This window comes from Bifidobacterium sp. (assembly GCF_050874245.1).
Taxonomy (GTDB): domain Bacteria; phylum Actinomycetota; class Actinomycetes; order Actinomycetales; family Bifidobacteriaceae; genus Bifidobacterium.
The window spans coordinates 36,527-55,042 of record NZ_JBNMKH010000003.1 but is presented as its reverse complement, the minus strand read 5'-3'; the positions used below and the strand labels follow the sequence as shown (position 1 = coordinate 55,042).

Below are 18,516 nucleotides of genomic sequence, written 5' to 3'. Positions count from 1 at the left end.
GAGGATATGCTCCGCGGCGACGTGTCGCGTCGTCCGGAATCGTCCACCATGGTTTCCGCAATCTGCCCATGGCGATCGGCCGCGTTAAGGAACGCTTCGTCGCCGGCGTAATGATCGAGATCGCCGTCCTCATCATGCTTGGCTTTGCGGGACGAAAGCCGTTGCCTCATACGGGCGAACAGACCCGGTTTGACGTCGTCATCATTCTCATCAGTGCCGTCATGCGACGGGACCCCTTCGGCGAAAGCGAGCGTCGTATCGCCGACACGCACTTCGTTGGGGAATTGCTCCGTCTCGTCGACGGTGTCATCACGTTGCTTCGACGTGCCTAAGAACCTCGATGCCAACGTCCCCACCTTGTCGGGAATCTGCGTGACGCGCGTATGGGTGATCAGCAGCAGTGCGAAAAGGATGACGACCACGAAAATCGCGATCGAAAAACCTTTGGAAAGTCCCCATGCCAACGGACATCCCAGCACATAGCCGAGCAATCCTCCGGCGCGCTGCAGCAAAGCCATGTCGAAAGTCGTGGAATCGGAGGCGATGGCCGCGTCGAGAATCGAGCAGACGGACCATAGAATCATGAGCCATCCGAGCGCCATATGGAGGTTCTCGTTCCGGTTCTGGGTTTTGCGCATCAGGCTGAACACCACAAGCGCGAGGAAGACCGGCAGAATCACACTGGTCAGGCCGAACAGTCCCGATGCCATGGCGTGCAACACCTGGCCGAAGGCGCCTTGGACCCGGAACCATTCGGATGCGCAAAACAGCACCGCGAGAATGGCCATGATGAAACATGCGATGTCGCGGCGGTATTTGCGCAGTATGACCGCCATCGCCGACGGTTCGGTCTCGTCCATGACCTTGGTATCGCCGGAACGCGATTTACCTGCGGATCCCTTGCCGTTTGACTTGCCGCTTGATTTCGGGGTGGAAGATGCTGTTCGTGCCATAACAGACATGATTTTACCCATGGGCACCGCCATGGCACGACATTTTCTTGTATCGCCGACGGATTCGCGCATGCTCGTATGGCGTCGGCGTTCCGATTATGAGATATCGCCGAGATGATGCTGCGTGTAGGCGTCGGCCTGGGCGTCGATGGCGTCATAGTCGCCTGCGTCCGCATGCTCGATGATTGCCATGGCGTTGTCGAGCAATGCGGGATTGAGCGCCTGCAGCCAGTGGATGCGGGGGTCGCGGCCGAACCATCCCATTTGCTTGCGTGCAAGACGCTTGGTCTTCTGCGCGATGCTCATGAAGGTGTCGTTCAGGTCGCACAGGCCGTCCAGATAGTCGATCACCTGTTGGTATCCGAGCGCCTTGCCCGCGGTGATGCCGAGTCTGGGCCGGATACGTTCCACTTCCTCAACGAAACCGTTTTCCAGCATGTGTTTGGTTCTGACATCGATGCGGCGATCGAGTTCCTCACGTGGCAGGTCGAGGCCGATCTGCACGGTGGGGATCACGTACCGGTAATGCGGCAGGCTGGCCGAATATGGCCGGCCCGTCACCTCGATGACCTCCAAGGCGCGGATAGTGCGACGCGGATTGTGCGGATCCATACGCGCGGCGGCTTCGGGATCCTTCGCCTTGAGCTCGTCGAACAGCGCGCCGGCCCCCTCGGTCTTCTCCCGCTCCTCGAGACGCTTGCGCACCTCGGGATCGGTGCCGGGAAAGGAGATGTCGTCGATGGCGGCACGGGCATAGAGACCGGAGCCGCCCACCAGAATCGGACGCACTCCCCTGTCATGCAATTCGGCGATTTTGTCGCGGGCCAATTCTTGGAAACGCGCCACGGACATGGCATCATCCGGCTCGATGATGTCGATGAGGTGATGCTTGACCTCGGCCTGTTCCTCGGGGCTTGCCTTGGCGGTGCCGATGTCCATGCCCTTGTACATCTGGTAGGCGTCGGCGTTGATGATCTCCGCCCGTTCGCCTTTGGCCGCCAGCGCTTTGGCGATGGCGATGCCAAGTCCCGTCTTGCCGGACGCGGTGGGTCCGACGATGGAGACGACCTTGCGTCCGCCGTTCCGTTCCGTTTGCTCAGAAATCCGCTCAGTGTCGGACGGCATAGGTCTGCCCCGCTTTCGGATCAGGGTCGGCGATGAGGTTGTGACGGCCGGCATGCGTGACGGTGGCGGTCACGAAATCGCCGACCTGCGGTGTCGGCTCGCCTTCCGGAACGCCGACATGGACCAGCACGCCGGTCTTCTCGCGGCCGGTGACACGGTGGGTGGCGGCATCCTTTTTGCCGGACGCGCCGGTGACCATCACCTCGACGTCACGTCCTTCGAAGGTTTTGAGGTTCTCCTCAGTGATGCGCTCCTGCAAGGCGACGAGCCGTTCGAAACGATCCTGTACCACGTCGTGCGGCAACTGTTCCATCGACGCGGCCGGCGTGCCGGGGCGAGGGGAATAGATGAAGGTGAACGCGGAGGCGAACCGGGCCTCCTCCACCACGCGAAGCGTCTCCTGAAAATCCTCCTCCGTCTCGCCCGGGAAGCCGACAATGATGTCGGTGGAGATCTGCGCGTCGGGCATGGCCTCACGGATCTTGCGCAGAATGTCAAGGAATTTGGCGGAACGGTATGAGCGGCGCATCGCCCGCAGAATCCGATCGGAACCCGACTGCAACGGGAAATGCAGCTGATGCATGACGTTCGGCGTCTCGGCCATCGCGGCGATCACGTCATCGGTGAAGGCGGCCGGATGTGGCGAGGTGAATCGCACTCGTTCCAATCCTTCGATCTTGCCGCAGGCGCGCAACAGCTTGGAGAAGGCGAAACGGTCGCCGATGCCGTAACCGAAGGAGTTCACGTTCTGCCCAAGCAGCGTGACCTCCTTGGCCCCCTCATCGACGCATTGGCGGATCTCGGCGAGGATGTCGCCCGGACGGCGGTCATGCTCCTTGCCTCGGGTGGTGGGCACGATGCAGAAGGTGCAGGTGTTGTTGCACCCGACGGAGATGGACACCCAACTCGACACCTTCGACGCACGGTCCGTAGGCAGCTGGCTCGGGAAGTAGTTGAGTTCCTCCTTGACCTTCACCTGCGCGTGTCCTTCGATGCGGGCCTGGTCGAGCAGCTGCGGCAGGGACCCAATGTTCTTGGTGCCGAACACGGCATCGACCCAAGGGGCCTTCTTTGCGATCTTCTCACGGTCGAGCTGGGCCATGCAGCCGCCAACGGCGATCTGCAGATTCGGCCGCTCCCTTTTCATCTCCGCCCATAGTCCGATGGTGCCGTACATGCGCTCGGCGGCGTTCTCACGCACCGCGCAGGTGTTCATGACGATCAGATCGACATCATGGTCGAGATACTGTTCCTCGGTGGCGGGCACGTAGCCGTCGGCCTCGAGCACGCCGGCGATGCGTTCGGAATCGTGCACGTTCATCTGGCATCCGAGCGTATGCACGTAGAACACGCCCTTGCCTCGCGTGGAAGTGCCGTTCCCGGCCGGCTCGGCCAGCTTCGAGGCGCGCTCCGCCTCGGTCATCATGTCTTCGTTCATAAGAAACCATGCTATCGGCAGGGCGGCACAGGCGTTTCGGAAAGCCCCGCACCCAGGAAACACCCGTTACGCGGGGCTCGTTCACAGCGCACGTCCAGTTTCGCGACACGCGGAAAGGTACACTGTTCTCCTGTGATACTTGATAGACAGAACCGCATCAACACCACGGAATTGCAGACGCATCTGAAGAACATCGACCTCGGGCAGGGTCCTCTCGCCCCTGAGCAGATCACCGAGTTCATCGACCAGATGCAGGTGTATGAGGGCGCGATGTACGAAATAAGCACAAAACTGGAAATCCTCGATTCGGAGTTCCAGGTCCGCTTCTCCCATAATCCGATCCATCATATGGAACGTCGTCTCAAATCGATCAATTCGATCATCGGCAAACTGCAGCGGCGGAATCTTCCGCTGACCGTCGACGCGATCAAGGACAACCTGTTCGACGTCGCAGGCGTCCGCGTGATCTGCAACTATCGCGACGACGTGTATTCCGTGGCGAACTATCTGTCGGCTCAGAGCGACATCCAGGTGCTGCGGGTCAAGGACTACATCAAGAATCCGAAGCAGAACGGGTACCGGTCGCTGCATGTCATCTACGCGGTGCCGGTGTTCCTTTCCTCCGGCCCGCATTACACGCCGGTGGAGGTGCAGCTGCGCACCATCGCCATGGATTACTGGGCGAGTCTGGAGCATGCGCTTCGATACAAGACCGATCTGCCGGACGCGAAGCTCGCCGAGCATTCCCAGACGTTGCTCGACTGTGCGCGCAGTCTACAGAACATCGAGACGCAGATGCAGAACATCCACCGCGACATCAACAGCGCGCCTCAGGCGGGCGAGGCTCCGCAGACGAGCTGACGCTCCTTGGGGCCGCCCCGCCCCGTCATTCGCGTCTGAGGAGCTTCGGCACCTTCACCGGAATCTGCGCGAGTATGGTTCCGGCGAAGATCAACGCGCATCCGACGTAGCCGCGCGCGGTCATGACCTCTCCGAGCAGCAGCGCGCCACCCACCGCGGAGAAGAACGATTCCAGCGACATGATCACCGCGGCGCGGGATGGCGGCACGAGCTGCTGTCCTATCACCTGCAGCGTGTAGGCCACGCCCGCCGAGCCCACGCCCGCGTATACGATCGGGAACCAGCTCTGCATCGCGCCGGCCCAATCGACGGAGCCTTCGAACAGGGAGCCTATCCAGCTGAGGACCGCGGTGGTGGAGATCTGTCCGAAAGACAGCAGAATCGGATCCATATGCCGTCCGAACGTGTCAATCACGAGGATGTGCCCGGCGAACAGCACGGCGGTGAACAGCAGCACCACATCGGCGAGAGTTATCGATCCGAAGCCGTTGGTGATGCACAGCAGATAGAAGCCGACCACGGCGATGGCGACGCTGACGATGACGTTCGCCGTCACGCGGCGGCGCAGGGTGAGGAAGGCGAGCAGCGGCGTCATGACGATGTACAGCGCCGTGATGAAGCCGGAACGTCCGGCTGATCCGGAATAGAGCACGCCGTACTGTTGGACGGTGCTGGCGGTGAACAGCACGATGCCGCATATGATGCTGACGACCACGGGATTGCCCGTCCATTTCGGCATGGCCACGATTCTGCCGTCGCCAAGTGTGATGGTCGGATTCTCCTGCGATTCACGACGGCGCCGCTCCTGCTCGGTTATGGTGCCGCGACGGAACCAAAGCAGCGACACCAGCGACAATGCCCCCAACGTGAATCGTGTGGCACCAAAGAACAGGGGGCTCATGGATGTCATGCCCTGCACTTGGGATACGAACGCGAACCCCCAGATCATGGCCGTCAACACCAGGCAGGCCATGCCGCCTATCTCTTTCCTCCGCATGAGCCACTACCCTACGGCGAGCTTCTTGCATACGAAAAGGCCTGACCATATTCTGGTCAGGCCTTGGATGAATGGGCACAAATGCCGCGTCCACAAGTGCGGAATCAGTCCCTATCTCCCAGAAGCTGAAGGACATACAGGAAGATGTTCACGAAGTCCAAATACAGGTTCAGCGCGCAGATGATGGAGACCTTCTTGATCATCTCCTCGCCCTGGCCCGCATACTGGGCGAACAGCGCGCGGGTGGACTGGGCATCGTAGACGGTCATGCCGGCGAACAGCACGAGTCCGATGGCGGAGACCAGCATCAAAGTGGTCTGTCCGGGGGCGAAGATCATGAGCAGCACCTCGGCGACGATCAGCACGATAAGACCAACCATCAGAACCGGTCCAGCCTTGAGCACATTGACCTTGGTGGTCATGCCGAGCATGGTCAGCGCGAAGAAGAAGCCCGCGCACAGGGCCAGCGAGATGCCGATGGTGCCGAGATCGTATGCCATGAAGATGGTGCTCAGCGAGAAGCCCATGATCGCGGCGTACACATAGAACATGACACGAGCGGTGGTCGGAGTGATTTTCTCGATGCGCGCGGCGAGATAGATGGCGAGCACGACTTCGACGACGAGCGGCGCCCACACGCCGATGACACCAAGAGCCTGGATGAGGGCGATGTAGGCACCGGTGACCTGGGTGAGGATGGCCACCACGGCGGTGACGAGCAGGCCGATGGTCATCTCACCATAGGCGCGGGTGACGGAAACTCGTTCGGCGTGCTCATAGGAATAGGTTGCCTGGGCCGGCACGGACTGCGCATAGGCCCCTTGCGGCGCATACTGATACTGGTTCTGGACGTACGAATTCTGGTTGTACTGGTTCTGGCCATACGGCTGGCCGTTGAATCCATTGGCGCTGTTGCCCTGGGGCTGCTGACCGAATGTCATAATCGCTCCTTAACTCGATTACGCACCATAGTACGGCATTTTTCTGACCGTTTCATGAAAGCCCCGAAAAGGTGCCGGACATACGGCCGCCGGCACCATCTCGTCAATCGTTCAAATGCTGGATGGCGTAATCAGCTTCCTCCTGAGTGAACTGATCTCCGTATTCGCTGGTCAGCTGGTCATGAATCGCCTCGGGCGACATGGCCATATTCTCTTGATAAGACTTCGCCTTGGCGAGCGCGTTGGCATTCCAGTCGGTCTGGACGTTGTCGACAGCGTATTGGGCCGCTTCCTGCGAGAACTTCCCGCCGTATTCGCTGGTCAGCTGCTTCAACAGACCAGCCTTGGACATATGCATGATGTTGGCATAGGTGTCGGCTTGGCGAAGAGCCGACTTGTATTCCGGAGGAACCGAATCCTCCTGCTTCTTCTGCTCGTCCTTCTTCGTATCCGTCGTCTGTTGGGACTGCGTGGCCGTCGTTGTCTTGACTCCATCCGCCGACGATCCGTTGCCTCCCATGGTTCCGGCAACTACCAGTATCGCCACCACGACAATTATCCAGAACCACACACGCTTGTACAGAGGCTTTTTCGCCTTCACCGTCGGCTGGACAGGCTGCATTGGGGCCTGGGGTTGGATGGGCTGTTGCGGGGCGATATAACCACTCATGATCGTTCCTTCTTCTCGAAGCGGTTGGGATATTTTCGAGAGTACGGAATTTCGCGCTTCGACGGTATTGGACGAAAGGACATTCAACACCGCCTTTTGGGGCATAGGGGAAACGCACGGAAGAACAATGGCGTATTCTCCGTGTGGGGCCGATAATGGGGACCATGAGCGAGACGACGAACGCACCAGACGCAATCGATGTGCCGGTACGCACCAAAACCTGGTGCACCGCGGTGATGGTGGTCTGCTCGGATTTCATGTGCATGGCGCAGACCGCGTTTGCCGCGCAACGATTCGACCAGGATTCCGCCGCATATGCGTGGATGGTGTTCTGCACGCTGCTGTCGTTCGCGGCGGGATTCCTGCTACTCGGCCGTTCCCGTTACCCGCGCGCCACGTTCGTCGCCGCCTGCATCGCCGTTCTGCTCCTCCCCTATGATCCCGCCATCGAATTGATGGCATTGGCCGCCTTGCTGGCCCGGCGCAACGATGCGCGGATGAGCATCCGCGCAATCACGGCAGGGGGAATCGTCGCCATCGTCTCTCAAGTGCGCGACGCGACGCAACCGCCGGAAGCGTCGCTATGGCATATGGTGTTCGTCAAGCCGAACACCGGCAGCCAATACGGCACCGATCTGGTCATGCTCGCCGACGAACGCACCATCGTCATCACCGCGGTAGTGGCGGCATTGCTTGAACTGACCATCGCGACTCTGGCGGGATTGCACATCCGATCGCGAGCTCTGGCAACACTGGCTTCGGCCAAGGCGGACGCGGCGGACGCGCGGGCGGCACAGCTTAGGACCACCATCGACAGCCAGCAGCTTGCCGATGCGATAGCGGCCGAGGCGCATGACACGCTTGCCCATTCCCTCTCCCTACTGGCGTTGAATGCGGGTGCGCTGCAGGCCGAATCGAAAAAACTCGCCGCCGAGGCAAACGCCGTGGATGCCGGACGGCTGGCCGAACAAGCCGAACGGATCGCGGACAAGACGGATGAGATCAGAAAACAGGCCGCGGGAGCATTGGATGAGGCGCACAGCGTCATCGACATGCTGCGGCATCCGGAACAGGCACGGGAGCAGCTGGCTCCATCCGATGAGACCTCATTGACTCGCGAATCCTTGGAAACGCTCATCGGCGACGCACGCGCGGCCGGTATGCGGCTCGACACATGGATCGACATCCAGCAACTGGGACGGCTCAGCAAGGAAACCGGCAAAATCGCATACCGCGCCCTTCAGGAGGGACTGACCAACGCGAGCCGTCACGCGCCGAACACGCCGGTATCGTTGGAACTTACCGTGAACCCGTCCCAGGGCGTGCACGCGCACGTCTCCAATCCGACGGTCACGTCCGACGTCACACCACCGGAGGAAAATTCCACGAAGACGGTCCGGACCGGCGCCGGATTGCCTGGACTGGCGGAACGCGTGCGACAGGCCGGCGGAACATGCCGGTTCGGTTTTGACTCACGACACACGTTCCACATGGACGTGCGGCTACCATGGGTTGAGTGAGCAGCGAAGAGAGCAGGGACGACAAGCCGACGACAGTCGGCGTGATCGATGACGATCCGATGATATGCCAAGCCATGCGGCTGATTCTCGAAGACTACTCCAATGGCGGGCTCAATGTCGTCTTCACCTGCACCGATGGATGCCAAGCAATCGACGAGACCGAAAAAACACATCCCGATGTGGTCCTGATGGATATCGCCATGCCAGGCATGGACGGCATCGAAACGACGCGAAGACTGCGCGCGCTGCCCCGCCCGCCGCACGTGCTGATACTGACGTCCCTGAGCCCGAATAGAACCGTGGAACGGGCCGTCGAGGCCGGAGCCGAAGGCTTCGTCTCCAAAACCGACGCGCCGGAGGACATCATCCGCCGCGTCACGGCCGTATGCGACGGACTGCCCCAATTCAATCCGGCCAGCCAACGGCAACTCATCAGCGATCTCGGCGCGCAGCAGCCGCAATCACGCCGCGATGAGGCCCGCGCCATGCTGGACGCGTTGCCCGAACGAGAACGTGAGGCGGTGGTTCTCGCAGCCGACGGATTCACCAATGCCGAAATCGCGGAACGCATGTTCATCTCAGAACGTACCGTCAAGGCGCATATCTCCTCGGCCGCGGACAGATTGCGCATGGGACGCGTGCAGATGGCGAGACTCGTGGAACGCGCGGATCTGCCGGAACGGCTGTGACGCGAAGACACGAACAAAGCCAGCGTCCGAGACTACGGCCGTAAAAATGCCAGGGCACCCCCTATCATAAAGTGGAGGTGATGCGCCGCGAACAAGGCGCAAACGTTATCAACGAGGAACGGCGGTCGAAATGGCAATCAGCGCGACGGAAAAACCCTTGGGCAAGGTGTTCACCTCCGACTACCAGTTCACCATCCCCTCATTCCAACGCGCATACACCTGGCAAGCGGAGAACATAGAACAGCTCGTCAACGACCTGCAGGACGCCTGTGCCGACCCGGACACGCCCTACTTCCTCGGATCACTCATCCTCGTCAAGGACGGCCCCACCCAATACCAGGTCATCGACGGACAGCAACGCCTCATCTCCCTGTCGATCATCATCTCCGTACTGCGCGAACTGGAGGACGACCCCGACCTCATCGACAGCCTCAACGACCTCATCCTGGAACCGGGAGACAAACTACGCGGCATCAAAGCCGAGCCACGGCTCAGACTACGCGAACGCGACACCGACTTCTTCCGCATGTACGTGCAGGAAGGCGATCTGGAAGGCCTGTTCGACCTGAGAGACAACGACATAGCCTCCCACGCGCAACGCAACATCGCCATCAACACCCGACGGGTATTCGACGCGCTCGCCGCCATGGAAACCAAGGACCGCCGCAGGTTCGCCTCATACCTGGTCAACGGCGTCACCCTCGTCATCGTCACCACCGATGACCTCGCCGGCGCGCACCGTATCTTCGACGTGATGAACATGCGCGGCGTTCCACTGACCGCATCCGACGTGTTCAAAGCGAAGACCATAGCGGAAATATCCCCGGCCGCACGCAACGCCTACGCCACCCGATGGGACGACATCATGGATCCGCTCGGCGACGACGCGCACACGCTCGAGGAATTCTTCGCCGACCTGCATCTGATTGTCTCGCACAAGGCCGTCTGCACGCAGCTGCTTGAGGAATTCCGCAAGGACGTGCTCAAACCCTACGTGAAACAGCAGAACGTGATCTCCTTCATCGACGACCTACTCGCCCCCTACGCCAACGCGTGGCTCATCCTCAGCCGTCCGACCGACGCCAATCTGCCCGATGGCATCGTGGCCCTGCTCGTCTCGCTCGCCGACTACCAGACCACTGACTGGAAACCCGTGGCCATGTGGGCGCTGGTCAACTCCATCCGCAACCTCGGCAGCGCCAACGCCCAAGTGTTCGCCACCCCAGGATTCCACGCGCCCGACAACGTCACCACGGACAAACGCGACGAGAAACTCCAACTGCACGACATCGACAGGCTCCACGACGTGCTCAGCGCGCTCGAACGCGTCACCGGCGTCGACAGCCTCAACAGGCAAAGCCCCCTCGCAAGACGGACCCGCGCCGCCAGCGCCATACGCGACCTCGACAAAGGACACACCCTCCAGCAAATCCGCGGCTTCCTCATCACCGACGAGGATCGAAGGTCGGCGCTCGCGCATCTGCGCGGCGAACTGCAAACCAGTCCCGCCATGAAGAAACTTCTGCTCATCCGAGCCAACGAACAGAAGGCCGGCCACCGTATCATCCGCCCACGTAGCCTCAAAGCCCTGCCGATCCTGCCCGAACAGGTTGTAGCGAAATCTGATTTCGCCGCCTGGCCGGAATCCGTGCGGGACCATTGGACCAATCGCATCGGCAATCTGGCACTCAGCCAAGCCAACGAAAACCAGGTCGCGCCGCTCGCCACCTTCGCGCAACGCCGCGACCGCATGCTGCTTTCAGCAAGCTCCAAACGATTCCCCTTGACCGCCGAGCTCGCCGACATCGCCGAATGCACGCCGCAGACCCTGCAATACCGACAGGACGAGACCGTACGGCTCATCGCCGACCATTGGAACATCCGATATGACGCCGACAACACGGACCTGTCGACGCTGAACGAGGAGACACTCACCGCGAAAACCGCGGCGCACTCCCCGACCTCCAAACGCGTCAGCATCGCCCAAGTGCTCGAAGCCGGACTGCTCATCCCCGGAGAGACCTTGGTATGGGAGCGGCCACGCAAGGGCGAACGCTGGGTGGCGACCGTCACCGCGGGAGGCAAACTACGCATGGACGACGGCAAGGAATACGCCACCCCCACCGCAGCGGCACGCGCGGTCGGAGGCTCCTCTGCGGGACTCACTGTATGGAAACGCACGTCGAACGGGCAAAGGCTCAGCGATGTCTGGAAGGCATACCGTCTGCGCAGACACTAGGGACGAACGCGCAACACAGTCCGCAATCAACCCCGGCCAGCCCAATCAACCCGACGAGTCAACGGCAGGCAAGCCATTCGACGGCGAGTTTGGTGCGATTGGAAATATTGGTTTTGGCAAGAATGCCACTGATGCGATTACGCACCGTGCCTTCGCTCAGAAACAGCCGCGCCGCGATCTCACGATTGTCCAATCCTTCGGCCACCAGGTCCAGCACCTCACGCTCGCGTTCGGTGAGGCTCTTGAAACGTTCAGCGATTCCACCGACGGCGATGTCGCTGGAATCCGGCGGCGTCTTCATTGCCGATGGCTGGATTCCGGCGCGCAGTTTGCCCAGCACTTCGGCACCCATGACAACCTGCCCCGCCATGACGGCCTGCACTGCGGGGATGACGGAGGAGACATCCTGTTTGATCAGGTAGCCTTTCGTGCCGATTTCCAACGCCTTGGCGATGTAGCTTTCATCGGCGAACGTGGTGAGCACAAGTATTCGCGCATCCGGATACGCATTGAGAATCGATTCCGATGCCTCCAATCCGTTCATTCCGGGCATCTGCACATCGACCAGCAACACGTCGGGGACATCTTCCCGATACCGGATTACGGTGTCCGCGCCCGTATTGGCGGTCCACGCCACGTCGGCGGTGCCGGTGGCCTCGAGAATCGTGGACAATGACGAGCAGACAATCGGATCGTCATCGGCGATGGCCACGCGCATCATCGTTCTCCTTTCCTTGCCTGTTGCGCCTGTTTGCATGACTGCACACCTATTCCCGCTGCCGTTCGAGACACTGTTTTGGGAATGGACACGAACACGCGCCAACCCTCATGGTATGGCCCGCACACCGCGGAGCCGCCCAGCGCACGAGCGCGTTCCTCGATGTCCGCGACGCCTATGCCTGTGGAATCGCCTGGACGCGCAGCCTCCGCAGTGGAGGTACCGCCGGCAGGGCTCCATCTGGCACCGTCATCCTGCACGCGCAGCTGCCACAGTGCGGGGAAATCACGCAATACGATCGAGACGTTCCTTGCCTGGCTGTGGCTGACCGTATTGTTCAATGCTTCGCGGATGGTGGTGGCAAAGCAGCGGGCCACCGCGGCCGGCGCCGTGGAAACACCGTTGTCGAGCTCCACACACAGCCGTCCTGCGTCATCCATGCTGTGCGCAGCCGCCATGATCTGTGCGGTGAAATCCACGCCCTCGTCCTTGAGATCATGGACGGCGCGACGCACCAGGGTCATCGCCTCGTTCACCGTGCCATGGATTTCGGAAAAACGTCGTGCTGACTGCTCCTGTCCGGAAACCCGTGCCACCACCTGCGCCGCTTCGGTCTGCATGATGGCCCGCGTCAGCATATGGCCGACGTTGTCATGAATCTCACGGGCTATGCGTGTACGCTCGGCGAGCGTGGCTGTGCGCACCGCCAAAGCACGGTCCTCGTCATTCTCGGCGAGACGGGAACGCAACCTACGTATCTGGTCGCGTCGGGAATCCTGCAATCGCCGCACCTCGCCGGCGAGCCGTGTTTCGTGTGCGCAGAGCATACCCACCGCGAATCCCAGAATCGTCAGCAATGCCGTCATCGCGACGACCATTGCTGAAAATCCGGAACGCAACGGCGACACGACCATGGGAGACAACCATAGCCAGCGTGACGCCACGAACAAAGGGCGTTTGCCGGCTTTGGGGAGCGAAGCCGCGGTGAACGCGAAAATCGGCAGCATCGGATACCAGGACGGCACGAGACATGCCATGCCATCGAATACGACAAGCATCGCCGCAGTGAGGCATGAGCCGCCGGCATATTCCCCCACCGCGGCGCAGCACACCGCCACAAGCGCCCCACACACCAGTCCGGGGCCGACATCGCCGGATGCATGCATGCCAACGATCATGCCCATGACCAGGAACACGGCTTGGAACAGCAGTCGTTGCATACCGCCTCCCGTCCGTCATATCGTCATGGTCTTCGTCTTTTTCAAGAGTAATGCACACGTGCTGCGCCCATACGACGGTATGGAAGAAAATGACATTTGTCATGCCTGGAAACGGCCTTGCCGAGGCAATCATGACTGCGGACACTATGTCGGGGGCACCGGACGACGGGACAATGGAAACATGACGCATATGGGAAAGGAGCAAGCCATGGATGGGCACACGAACGGCGTGGCGAGCGCGGTCACCGTCTCGAAACTGGTGAAACGCTATGGGGACATGGTGGCCCTCGACTATTTTGACCTCGACGTGAAGCAGGGTGAGATCTTCGGTCTGCTGGGTCCCAACGGTTCGGGCAAGACCACCGCCATCAACTGCATGCTCGCGCTGCTCACCTTCGACGAGGGCACCGTACGCATGTTCGGCGAGCGCATCACTCCCACCAGCTATGCGTTGAAACGCCGTATCGGCATCGTGCCGCAGAACGTCGCCGTGTTCAATGAACTGACCGTCGAGGAGAACATCGATTACTTCTGCTCGCTGTATGTTCCAGACAAGGCGAAACGACGTGTGTTGGTTGAGGAGGCGTTGGATTTCGTGGGTTTGGCCGGTTATCGCAAGTACCGTCCGGCGAAGCTGTCCGGCGGTCTGCTACGACGGCTCAACATCGCATGCGGCATCGCGCACCAGCCTGATCTGATCTTCTTCGACGAACCTACCGTCGCCGTCGATCCACAGAGCCGCAATGCGATTCTCGAAGGCATCCAACGGCTCAATCGGGAGGGTGCGACGGTGATCTACACCAGTCATTACATGGAGGAGGTCGAGCAGATCTGCGACCGAATCCTCATCATGGACCATGGCCGGCATCTGGCGCTCGGCACCGCCGACGAGCTCAAGGCGATGATTGATACCGGCGAGCGCATCAGCATCGAGACCGACGACCTGGGAGGACATGCGGACGCGGCCGACGCCACGCTTGAGCGGCTGCGCGCGTTGCCGTTCGTGATCGGCGCCGATTATGACGGGCATGAGTTGAGGGTGAATTGCCGTAGAGGCGACCACAATCTCATCGATGTGCTGCAGCTGTTGGAACACGATGGCACGAATATCGGTCATCTTTCCAGTCGTCAGCCGACGCTCAATGACGTGTTCCTTGAGCTGACCGGCACCGCGTTGCGCGACTGAACCGCTTTCGGCATTCCCGAAGGCAATCGAAAGGCATGTGACATCATGTGGCAAACGTTCTTGGTCAATCTCAAACTGCATTTGCGGGAGAAGACGCAGCTGTTCTGGCTGTTCGCCTTTCCCATCATCCTGGCCACCATGTTCAACGGCATGTTCGGCAACATCGCTGACAGCTTCGAGTTGCACACGCTTGACGTGGCTGTGGTCGAGGATACCGCGTGGAAGACGTCCTACGGCGCGCAAGTGCTGGTCGACGGCATTTCGTCCGATTCGTCGGCGTCCGGCAGCAATGGGTACGCGAAGGTGGATCCGGATGGCGGTTCGAAGCTCGTCAATGCGACGAAGGTGGATTCGGTCGCGCAGGCGGAACGGCTTTTGGCGGATGGCAACGTGCAGGGCATGCTGCAGGTCGTCGACGGCAGGCTGAGGTTCTCCGTATCGCAGTCGACGCAGTCGTCCGCGTCGGATGTGATGGCGTCGAGCAGCGGATTGGATATCTCGCTGACCGTGTTGGGCAATATCGTGGATCTGTACAATCGCAACGCCGATGTCGTCACGGACATCGCCAGACACAATCCGGCCGCGCTTATGGATGGCGCGTTGACCGGCAGCATCGGCTCGGCGAGCGGCTATACGAAGGAGATTCAGCTGACGAATTTCAAGCCGAGCGGCACCGCGCGCTATTATTACGCGCTGCTGGGCTTGGCCGCGTTGATGGCCATGAGCTTCGCCATCAATGCGGTGACGATGACGCAGGCGAATCTTTCCGCCTTGGGTGTCCGTCGTTCCGTTTCGCCTTTGCCGAAGCTGAGGCAGTTGCTGGCCGGATTCCTGTCGAGCTGGCTGTGCTCGTTCCTGAGTCTGACCGTGGCGATGCTCTACATCCGCTTCGGCTGCCGGATTTCTCTGGGTGGACGGGAATGGGCCGCGGTCGGCGCGTGCCTGGTGGCATCGTTCGCCGCGAGCGCGTTCGGCACGCTGCTGGGAGCGTTGCCGAAGATTCCTACGGGTGCCAAACATGGCCTGTGCACGGCTCTTGCCTGCATCCTGTCCTTGTTCTCCGGACTTTATGGACAGTTCGCCATGCAGCTCAGCGACCGGATCGCCCGGCAGGCGCCCGTGCTGAGCCTCATCAATCCGGCGCAGCAGATCACGAACCTGTTCTACGACATCCTGTATTACGACAATCTCAAACCTTTCTTCACCACCGCCGGCATTCTCACCGCGATGAGCTTGGTCTGCCTTGCCGTGGCGACCGTTCTGTTGAGGAGGCAACGCTATGAATACCTGTAGGACCGCGCTGAGGATCCTGAAATCACGCAAGATGTACCTGGTCATCTATCTGGGGCTCATCGGCATCATGATGTTCGCCATCAGCTGGCAGATCATGCGTGGCTCGGCCATGAGCGGCGATGCGGTGTTCCGTCCCGATACGGCGCGGGTGGCGGTGATCGACCGCGATGGCGATGCCGATGGCGTCTCGTCGGCGCTGCGTTCCTATCTTGCGTTGGATGGCGAGATGGTGGACGTCGAGGACGATTCCGAGGCACTGCAGCAGGCGGTCGCATCGAATTACGTCGATTTGATAGCGATTGTGCCGCATGGTTTCGCTTCGGATTACCAGAAGTATCTGGATGACTCGTCGGAGAGCCAGCCGACGGTCGAGACCGTCGTCAGCTACACTTCCGGCGCGGGTTCGCTTTCCCAGTTGGAAGTCAATGAATTCCTGTCGCTGACGCGCACCGCATATCTGGGTCAGGCGGGTATGCGACAGTCACTGGGCACGGCCATGCGGACGGTATTGGAAACCGCGGAAACCGATGCCAAATCATCGAAGATCGCGGTGGTGCAGTCGCCTTCCGATGGTGACGGAAACGTGACGCCGGCCGCTTCCGCGTTCGCCGGCACCATCAAAACAGGCCTGTATCCGCTGCTGCTGGTCATGCCGATCTGCACGTTCCTGGTGGTCGGCGCGTTCAACGACGGTGAGATCCGTCGGCGTCTGTATTCGTCGCCCGCACGGCTGGTATCGACGGGAATGCAGGAGCTGCTCGCCTGCGCAACGCTCGGTCTGGTGGTGTGCGTCGGATACACCGCGGCCACGTTGGCATTGCTGGCGATGGCCGGAGTGCCGTTCGACGGGTTGACGCCTGTGAATGTGGGATTGTCGTTCATCTCGCTGTTCGTCTACACCTTGATGTCGGTCGCCTGCGGATTCCTGCTGGGGTCGGTCGGATGCTCCGAAATGGCGGTCAACGCGTTTGCCAACGTATTCGGCCTGTTGTGCATGTTCACGTCCGGCATGGCGTTCCCCGTGGATATGATGCCCGAACCGATGATCATGATTGGCAAGCTGCTGCCCGGTTGGTGGCTGTGCGCGTCCATCGATGATGTGTTCGGGCTTGGTACAGCGTCTGTGACCGGAGTGGATTACGGCTCTTGGGCGTCGTCGATCGGTCTGGTCGCGTTGTTCGGTGTCGCGTTCATCTGCCTGGGCTTGGCATTGGGGCGCATTCGCCGCATGCGTCCGACGTTGGCCTCCCCCGCCACCACACAGTTGGCCAAGTGAATCGTATGCCGATTCCGATGAACGGCGTGCGGCACAGGAGGCAAATCGTATAATAGGGCTCGCCCCGTTTCCTTTCCGCGGACGCCGTTCATAAAAACCGGCGCATCGCGATCGACGGTTCCATAAAAGGAGTCCATATGACGGAAGACCGTGAAAATCCCATTGCACAAACCCCTGCCGAGACTCCCGCGAACGAGTGGGAGCGTATGCTGTCCGGCGAGCTGTATGTGGCGGACAGCCCGAAGCAACGCGAGATGAACATGCGCAAGCGTCGCCTGGTGCAGGCCATCAACACGTCGGCATACGACGCTTTTGAGGAACGTGACCGTCTCTTCCGCGAACTGTTCGGCTCGCTCGGCAAGGGAGCGTTCTTGGAGCCGCCATTCAACTGCGACTACGGCTGCAACACGTACATCGGCGACAATTTCTACGCCAACATGGATTGCATCTTCCTCGACGTGGCCAGAATCACCATCGGCGACCGTGTGTTCTTCGGTCCGCGCGTGGGACTGTACACCCCTTACCATCCGATCGACGCCGAGGTACGGGCTTCCGGACCGGAAGGCGCACGTCCCATCACCATCGGCAATGATGTGTGGTTCGGCGGCAATGTGGTGGTCGGCCCTGGCGTGACCATCGGCGATGACGTGGTGATTGGTGCCGGTTCCGTGGTGGTCAAGGACATCCCGTCGCATTCGGTGGCCGTGGGCAATCCGTGCCATGTGATCCGTCCGATCACGAACGACGACCGCAACTACTGGCAGGCCAAGGCCGCTGAATACCACGCTTGGAAGGATTCGCTTACCGACTGACGGCGTGCGACCAGTCGGTGACGGCTTCGATGTTGTTGCCGTCCGGGTCGAGCACGAAAGCGGCGTAATAGCCGGGATGGTAGGCGCGTGGTCCCGGCTTGCCGTTGTCGGTTCCACCGGCGGCGAGTGCCGCTTCGTGGAAGTCGCGTACGGTCTGCTCGCTGTCGGCACGGAATGCGATATGCGTGGGAACGGGAGTTTGGCCGGGCTTGTCCATCGGCGAGACGTAGAAGTCGGATCGCGGCGTGCCGTCATCGACGCCGAATCCGATGGTCGGCTCGTGATGCGCTTTGGGAATGTAGCCGAGTGGCGCTAGGGCCTTGGTATAGAACGCGATGCTCCGCTTCGCGTCCGAAGCATGAAGAGTGATGTGATCAAGCATGCCTCTACCCTAGCGCTGATACGAGAGTGGGCCGGAACCTCGCGATTCCGGCCCACTCATCATTGCGTCGAATTCTGCCTCACGCGCTGATCTGCTAAGCGGATCAGCGCAGAAAACGCTCCTCTGGAAATAGTCGAAGGACGTGTGCGTCGGCAAGGCGCACGGAACGAAGGCGTACGAAGGTACGTCGAGTTCC

General features: G+C 60.7%; 17 protein-coding genes. 8 read left to right on the top strand and 9 right to left on the bottom strand.

Translation table 11 applies throughout. From position 1 onward, the window contains the following. The 3 genes from ACR0P8_RS00805 to miaB form a co-directional block, all read right to left on the bottom strand. A partial coding sequence (locus ACR0P8_RS00805; protein WP_432622754.1) for a DNA translocase FtsK 4TM domain-containing protein occupies nucleotides 1-953 on the bottom strand: 953 nt, incomplete at its 3' end. Nucleotides 954-1,049: 96 nt separating this feature from the next. Continuing rightward, nucleotides 1,050-2,078: a tRNA (adenosine(37)-N6)-dimethylallyltransferase MiaA gene (gene miaA / locus ACR0P8_RS00800; RefSeq protein ID WP_432622752.1), complete on the bottom strand. Its 1,029-nt coding sequence runs from the start codon at nucleotides 2,076-2,078 to the stop codon at nucleotides 1,050-1,052. Next, entirely contained in the window at nucleotides 2,062-3,516 is a 1,455-nt protein-coding gene (gene miaB, locus ACR0P8_RS00795; RefSeq protein WP_432622750.1) for a tRNA (N6-isopentenyl adenosine(37)-C2)-methylthiotransferase MiaB, read from the bottom strand. Before miaB ends, miaA begins: the two co-directional genes overlap by 17 nt. 132 nt (nucleotides 3,517-3,648) lie before the next feature. Between miaB and ACR0P8_RS00790 the strand changes: the two genes are divergently transcribed. Then, nucleotides 3,649-4,377, top strand: a complete 729-nt coding sequence (locus ACR0P8_RS00790) for a GTP pyrophosphokinase (RefSeq protein ID WP_432622748.1) — start codon at nucleotides 3,649-3,651, stop codon at nucleotides 4,375-4,377. A gap of 25 nt (nucleotides 4,378-4,402) precedes the next feature. On the opposite strand, the gene ACR0P8_RS00785 is transcribed toward ACR0P8_RS00790, so the two are convergent. The 3 genes from ACR0P8_RS00785 to ACR0P8_RS00775 all read right to left on the bottom strand — a co-directional run bounded on the left by ACR0P8_RS00785 (nucleotide 4,403) and on the right by ACR0P8_RS00775 (nucleotide 6,985). Further along, nucleotides 4,403-5,374, bottom strand: coding sequence for a DMT family transporter (locus ACR0P8_RS00785; RefSeq protein WP_432622746.1), 972 nt, complete (start codon nucleotides 5,372-5,374; stop codon nucleotides 4,403-4,405). A gap of 104 nt (nucleotides 5,375-5,478) precedes the next feature. Then, nucleotides 5,479-6,315, bottom strand: coding sequence for a Bax inhibitor-1/YccA family protein (locus tag ACR0P8_RS00780; RefSeq protein WP_432622744.1), 837 nt, complete (start codon nucleotides 6,313-6,315; stop codon nucleotides 5,479-5,481). Between the two features lie 103 nt (nucleotides 6,316-6,418). Next, nucleotides 6,419-6,985, bottom strand: coding sequence for an Ltp family lipoprotein (locus ACR0P8_RS00775; protein WP_432622742.1), 567 nt, complete (start codon nucleotides 6,983-6,985; stop codon nucleotides 6,419-6,421). Nucleotides 6,986-7,221: 236 nt separating this feature from the next. On the opposite strand from ACR0P8_RS00775, the gene ACR0P8_RS00770 reads away from it, so the two are divergent. The 3 genes from ACR0P8_RS00770 (at nucleotide 7,222) to ACR0P8_RS00760 (ending at nucleotide 11,433) form a co-directional block, all read left to right on the top strand. After that, nucleotides 7,222-8,505: a sensor histidine kinase gene (locus ACR0P8_RS00770; protein WP_432622763.1), complete on the top strand. Its 1,284-nt coding sequence runs from the start codon at nucleotides 7,222-7,224 to the stop codon at nucleotides 8,503-8,505. Next, nucleotides 8,502-9,194, top strand: coding sequence for a response regulator transcription factor (locus ACR0P8_RS00765; RefSeq protein WP_432622740.1), 693 nt, complete (start codon nucleotides 8,502-8,504; stop codon nucleotides 9,192-9,194). The genes ACR0P8_RS00770 and ACR0P8_RS00765 overlap by 4 nt, the downstream gene beginning before the upstream one ends. A gap of 130 nt (nucleotides 9,195-9,324) precedes the next feature. Beyond that, nucleotides 9,325-11,433 carry a GmrSD restriction endonuclease domain-containing protein gene (locus tag ACR0P8_RS00760; RefSeq protein WP_432622738.1) on the top strand — a complete coding sequence of 703 codons (2,109 nt, stop codon included), beginning with the start codon at nucleotides 9,325-9,327 and terminating at the stop codon, nucleotides 11,431-11,433. Between the two features lie 58 nt (nucleotides 11,434-11,491). Here the strand turns inward: ACR0P8_RS00760 and ACR0P8_RS00755 are convergent, their stop codons facing one another. Together ACR0P8_RS00755 and ACR0P8_RS00750 are read right to left on the bottom strand one after the other, a co-directional pair. Next, the gene (locus tag ACR0P8_RS00755; protein WP_432622761.1) at nucleotides 11,492-12,151 is read right to left on the bottom strand and encodes a response regulator; all 660 of its coding nucleotides are present in this window, start codon (nucleotides 12,149-12,151) and stop codon (nucleotides 11,492-11,494) included. Then, entirely contained in the window at nucleotides 12,151-13,371 is a 1,221-nt protein-coding gene (locus ACR0P8_RS00750; protein ID WP_432622736.1) for a sensor histidine kinase, read from the bottom strand. Before ACR0P8_RS00750 ends, ACR0P8_RS00755 begins: the two co-directional genes overlap by 1 nt. A gap of 190 nt (nucleotides 13,372-13,561) precedes the next feature. Between ACR0P8_RS00750 and ACR0P8_RS00745 the strand changes: the two genes are divergently transcribed. The 4 genes from ACR0P8_RS00745 (at nucleotide 13,562) to ACR0P8_RS00730 (ending at nucleotide 17,938) form a co-directional block, all read left to right on the top strand. Continuing rightward, nucleotides 13,562-14,557, top strand: coding sequence for an ABC transporter ATP-binding protein (locus ACR0P8_RS00745; protein WP_432622734.1), 996 nt, complete (start codon nucleotides 13,562-13,564; stop codon nucleotides 14,555-14,557). Between the two features lie 45 nt (nucleotides 14,558-14,602). Further along, entirely contained in the window at nucleotides 14,603-15,850 is a 1,248-nt protein-coding gene (locus tag ACR0P8_RS00740; protein WP_432622732.1) for an ABC transporter permease, read from the top strand. Beyond that, nucleotides 15,837-17,126 (top strand): ABC transporter permease, encoded by a 1,290-nt coding sequence (locus ACR0P8_RS00735; RefSeq protein ID WP_432622730.1) that lies wholly within the window; start codon nucleotides 15,837-15,839, stop codon nucleotides 17,124-17,126. The genes ACR0P8_RS00740 and ACR0P8_RS00735 overlap by 14 nt, the downstream gene beginning before the upstream one ends. A 137-nt stretch (nucleotides 17,127-17,263) precedes the next feature. Then, the gene (locus tag ACR0P8_RS00730) at nucleotides 17,264-17,938 is read left to right on the top strand and encodes a sugar O-acetyltransferase (RefSeq protein ID WP_432622727.1); all 675 of its coding nucleotides are present in this window, start codon (nucleotides 17,264-17,266) and stop codon (nucleotides 17,936-17,938) included. Here the strand turns inward: ACR0P8_RS00730 and ACR0P8_RS00725 are convergent. After that, the gene (locus ACR0P8_RS00725; RefSeq protein WP_432622725.1) at nucleotides 17,928-18,320 is read right to left on the bottom strand and encodes a VOC family protein; all 393 of its coding nucleotides are present in this window, start codon (nucleotides 18,318-18,320) and stop codon (nucleotides 17,928-17,930) included. The two genes, ACR0P8_RS00730 and ACR0P8_RS00725, sit on opposite strands and share 11 nt — an antisense overlap. Nucleotides 18,321-18,516 lie beyond the last annotated feature (196 nt).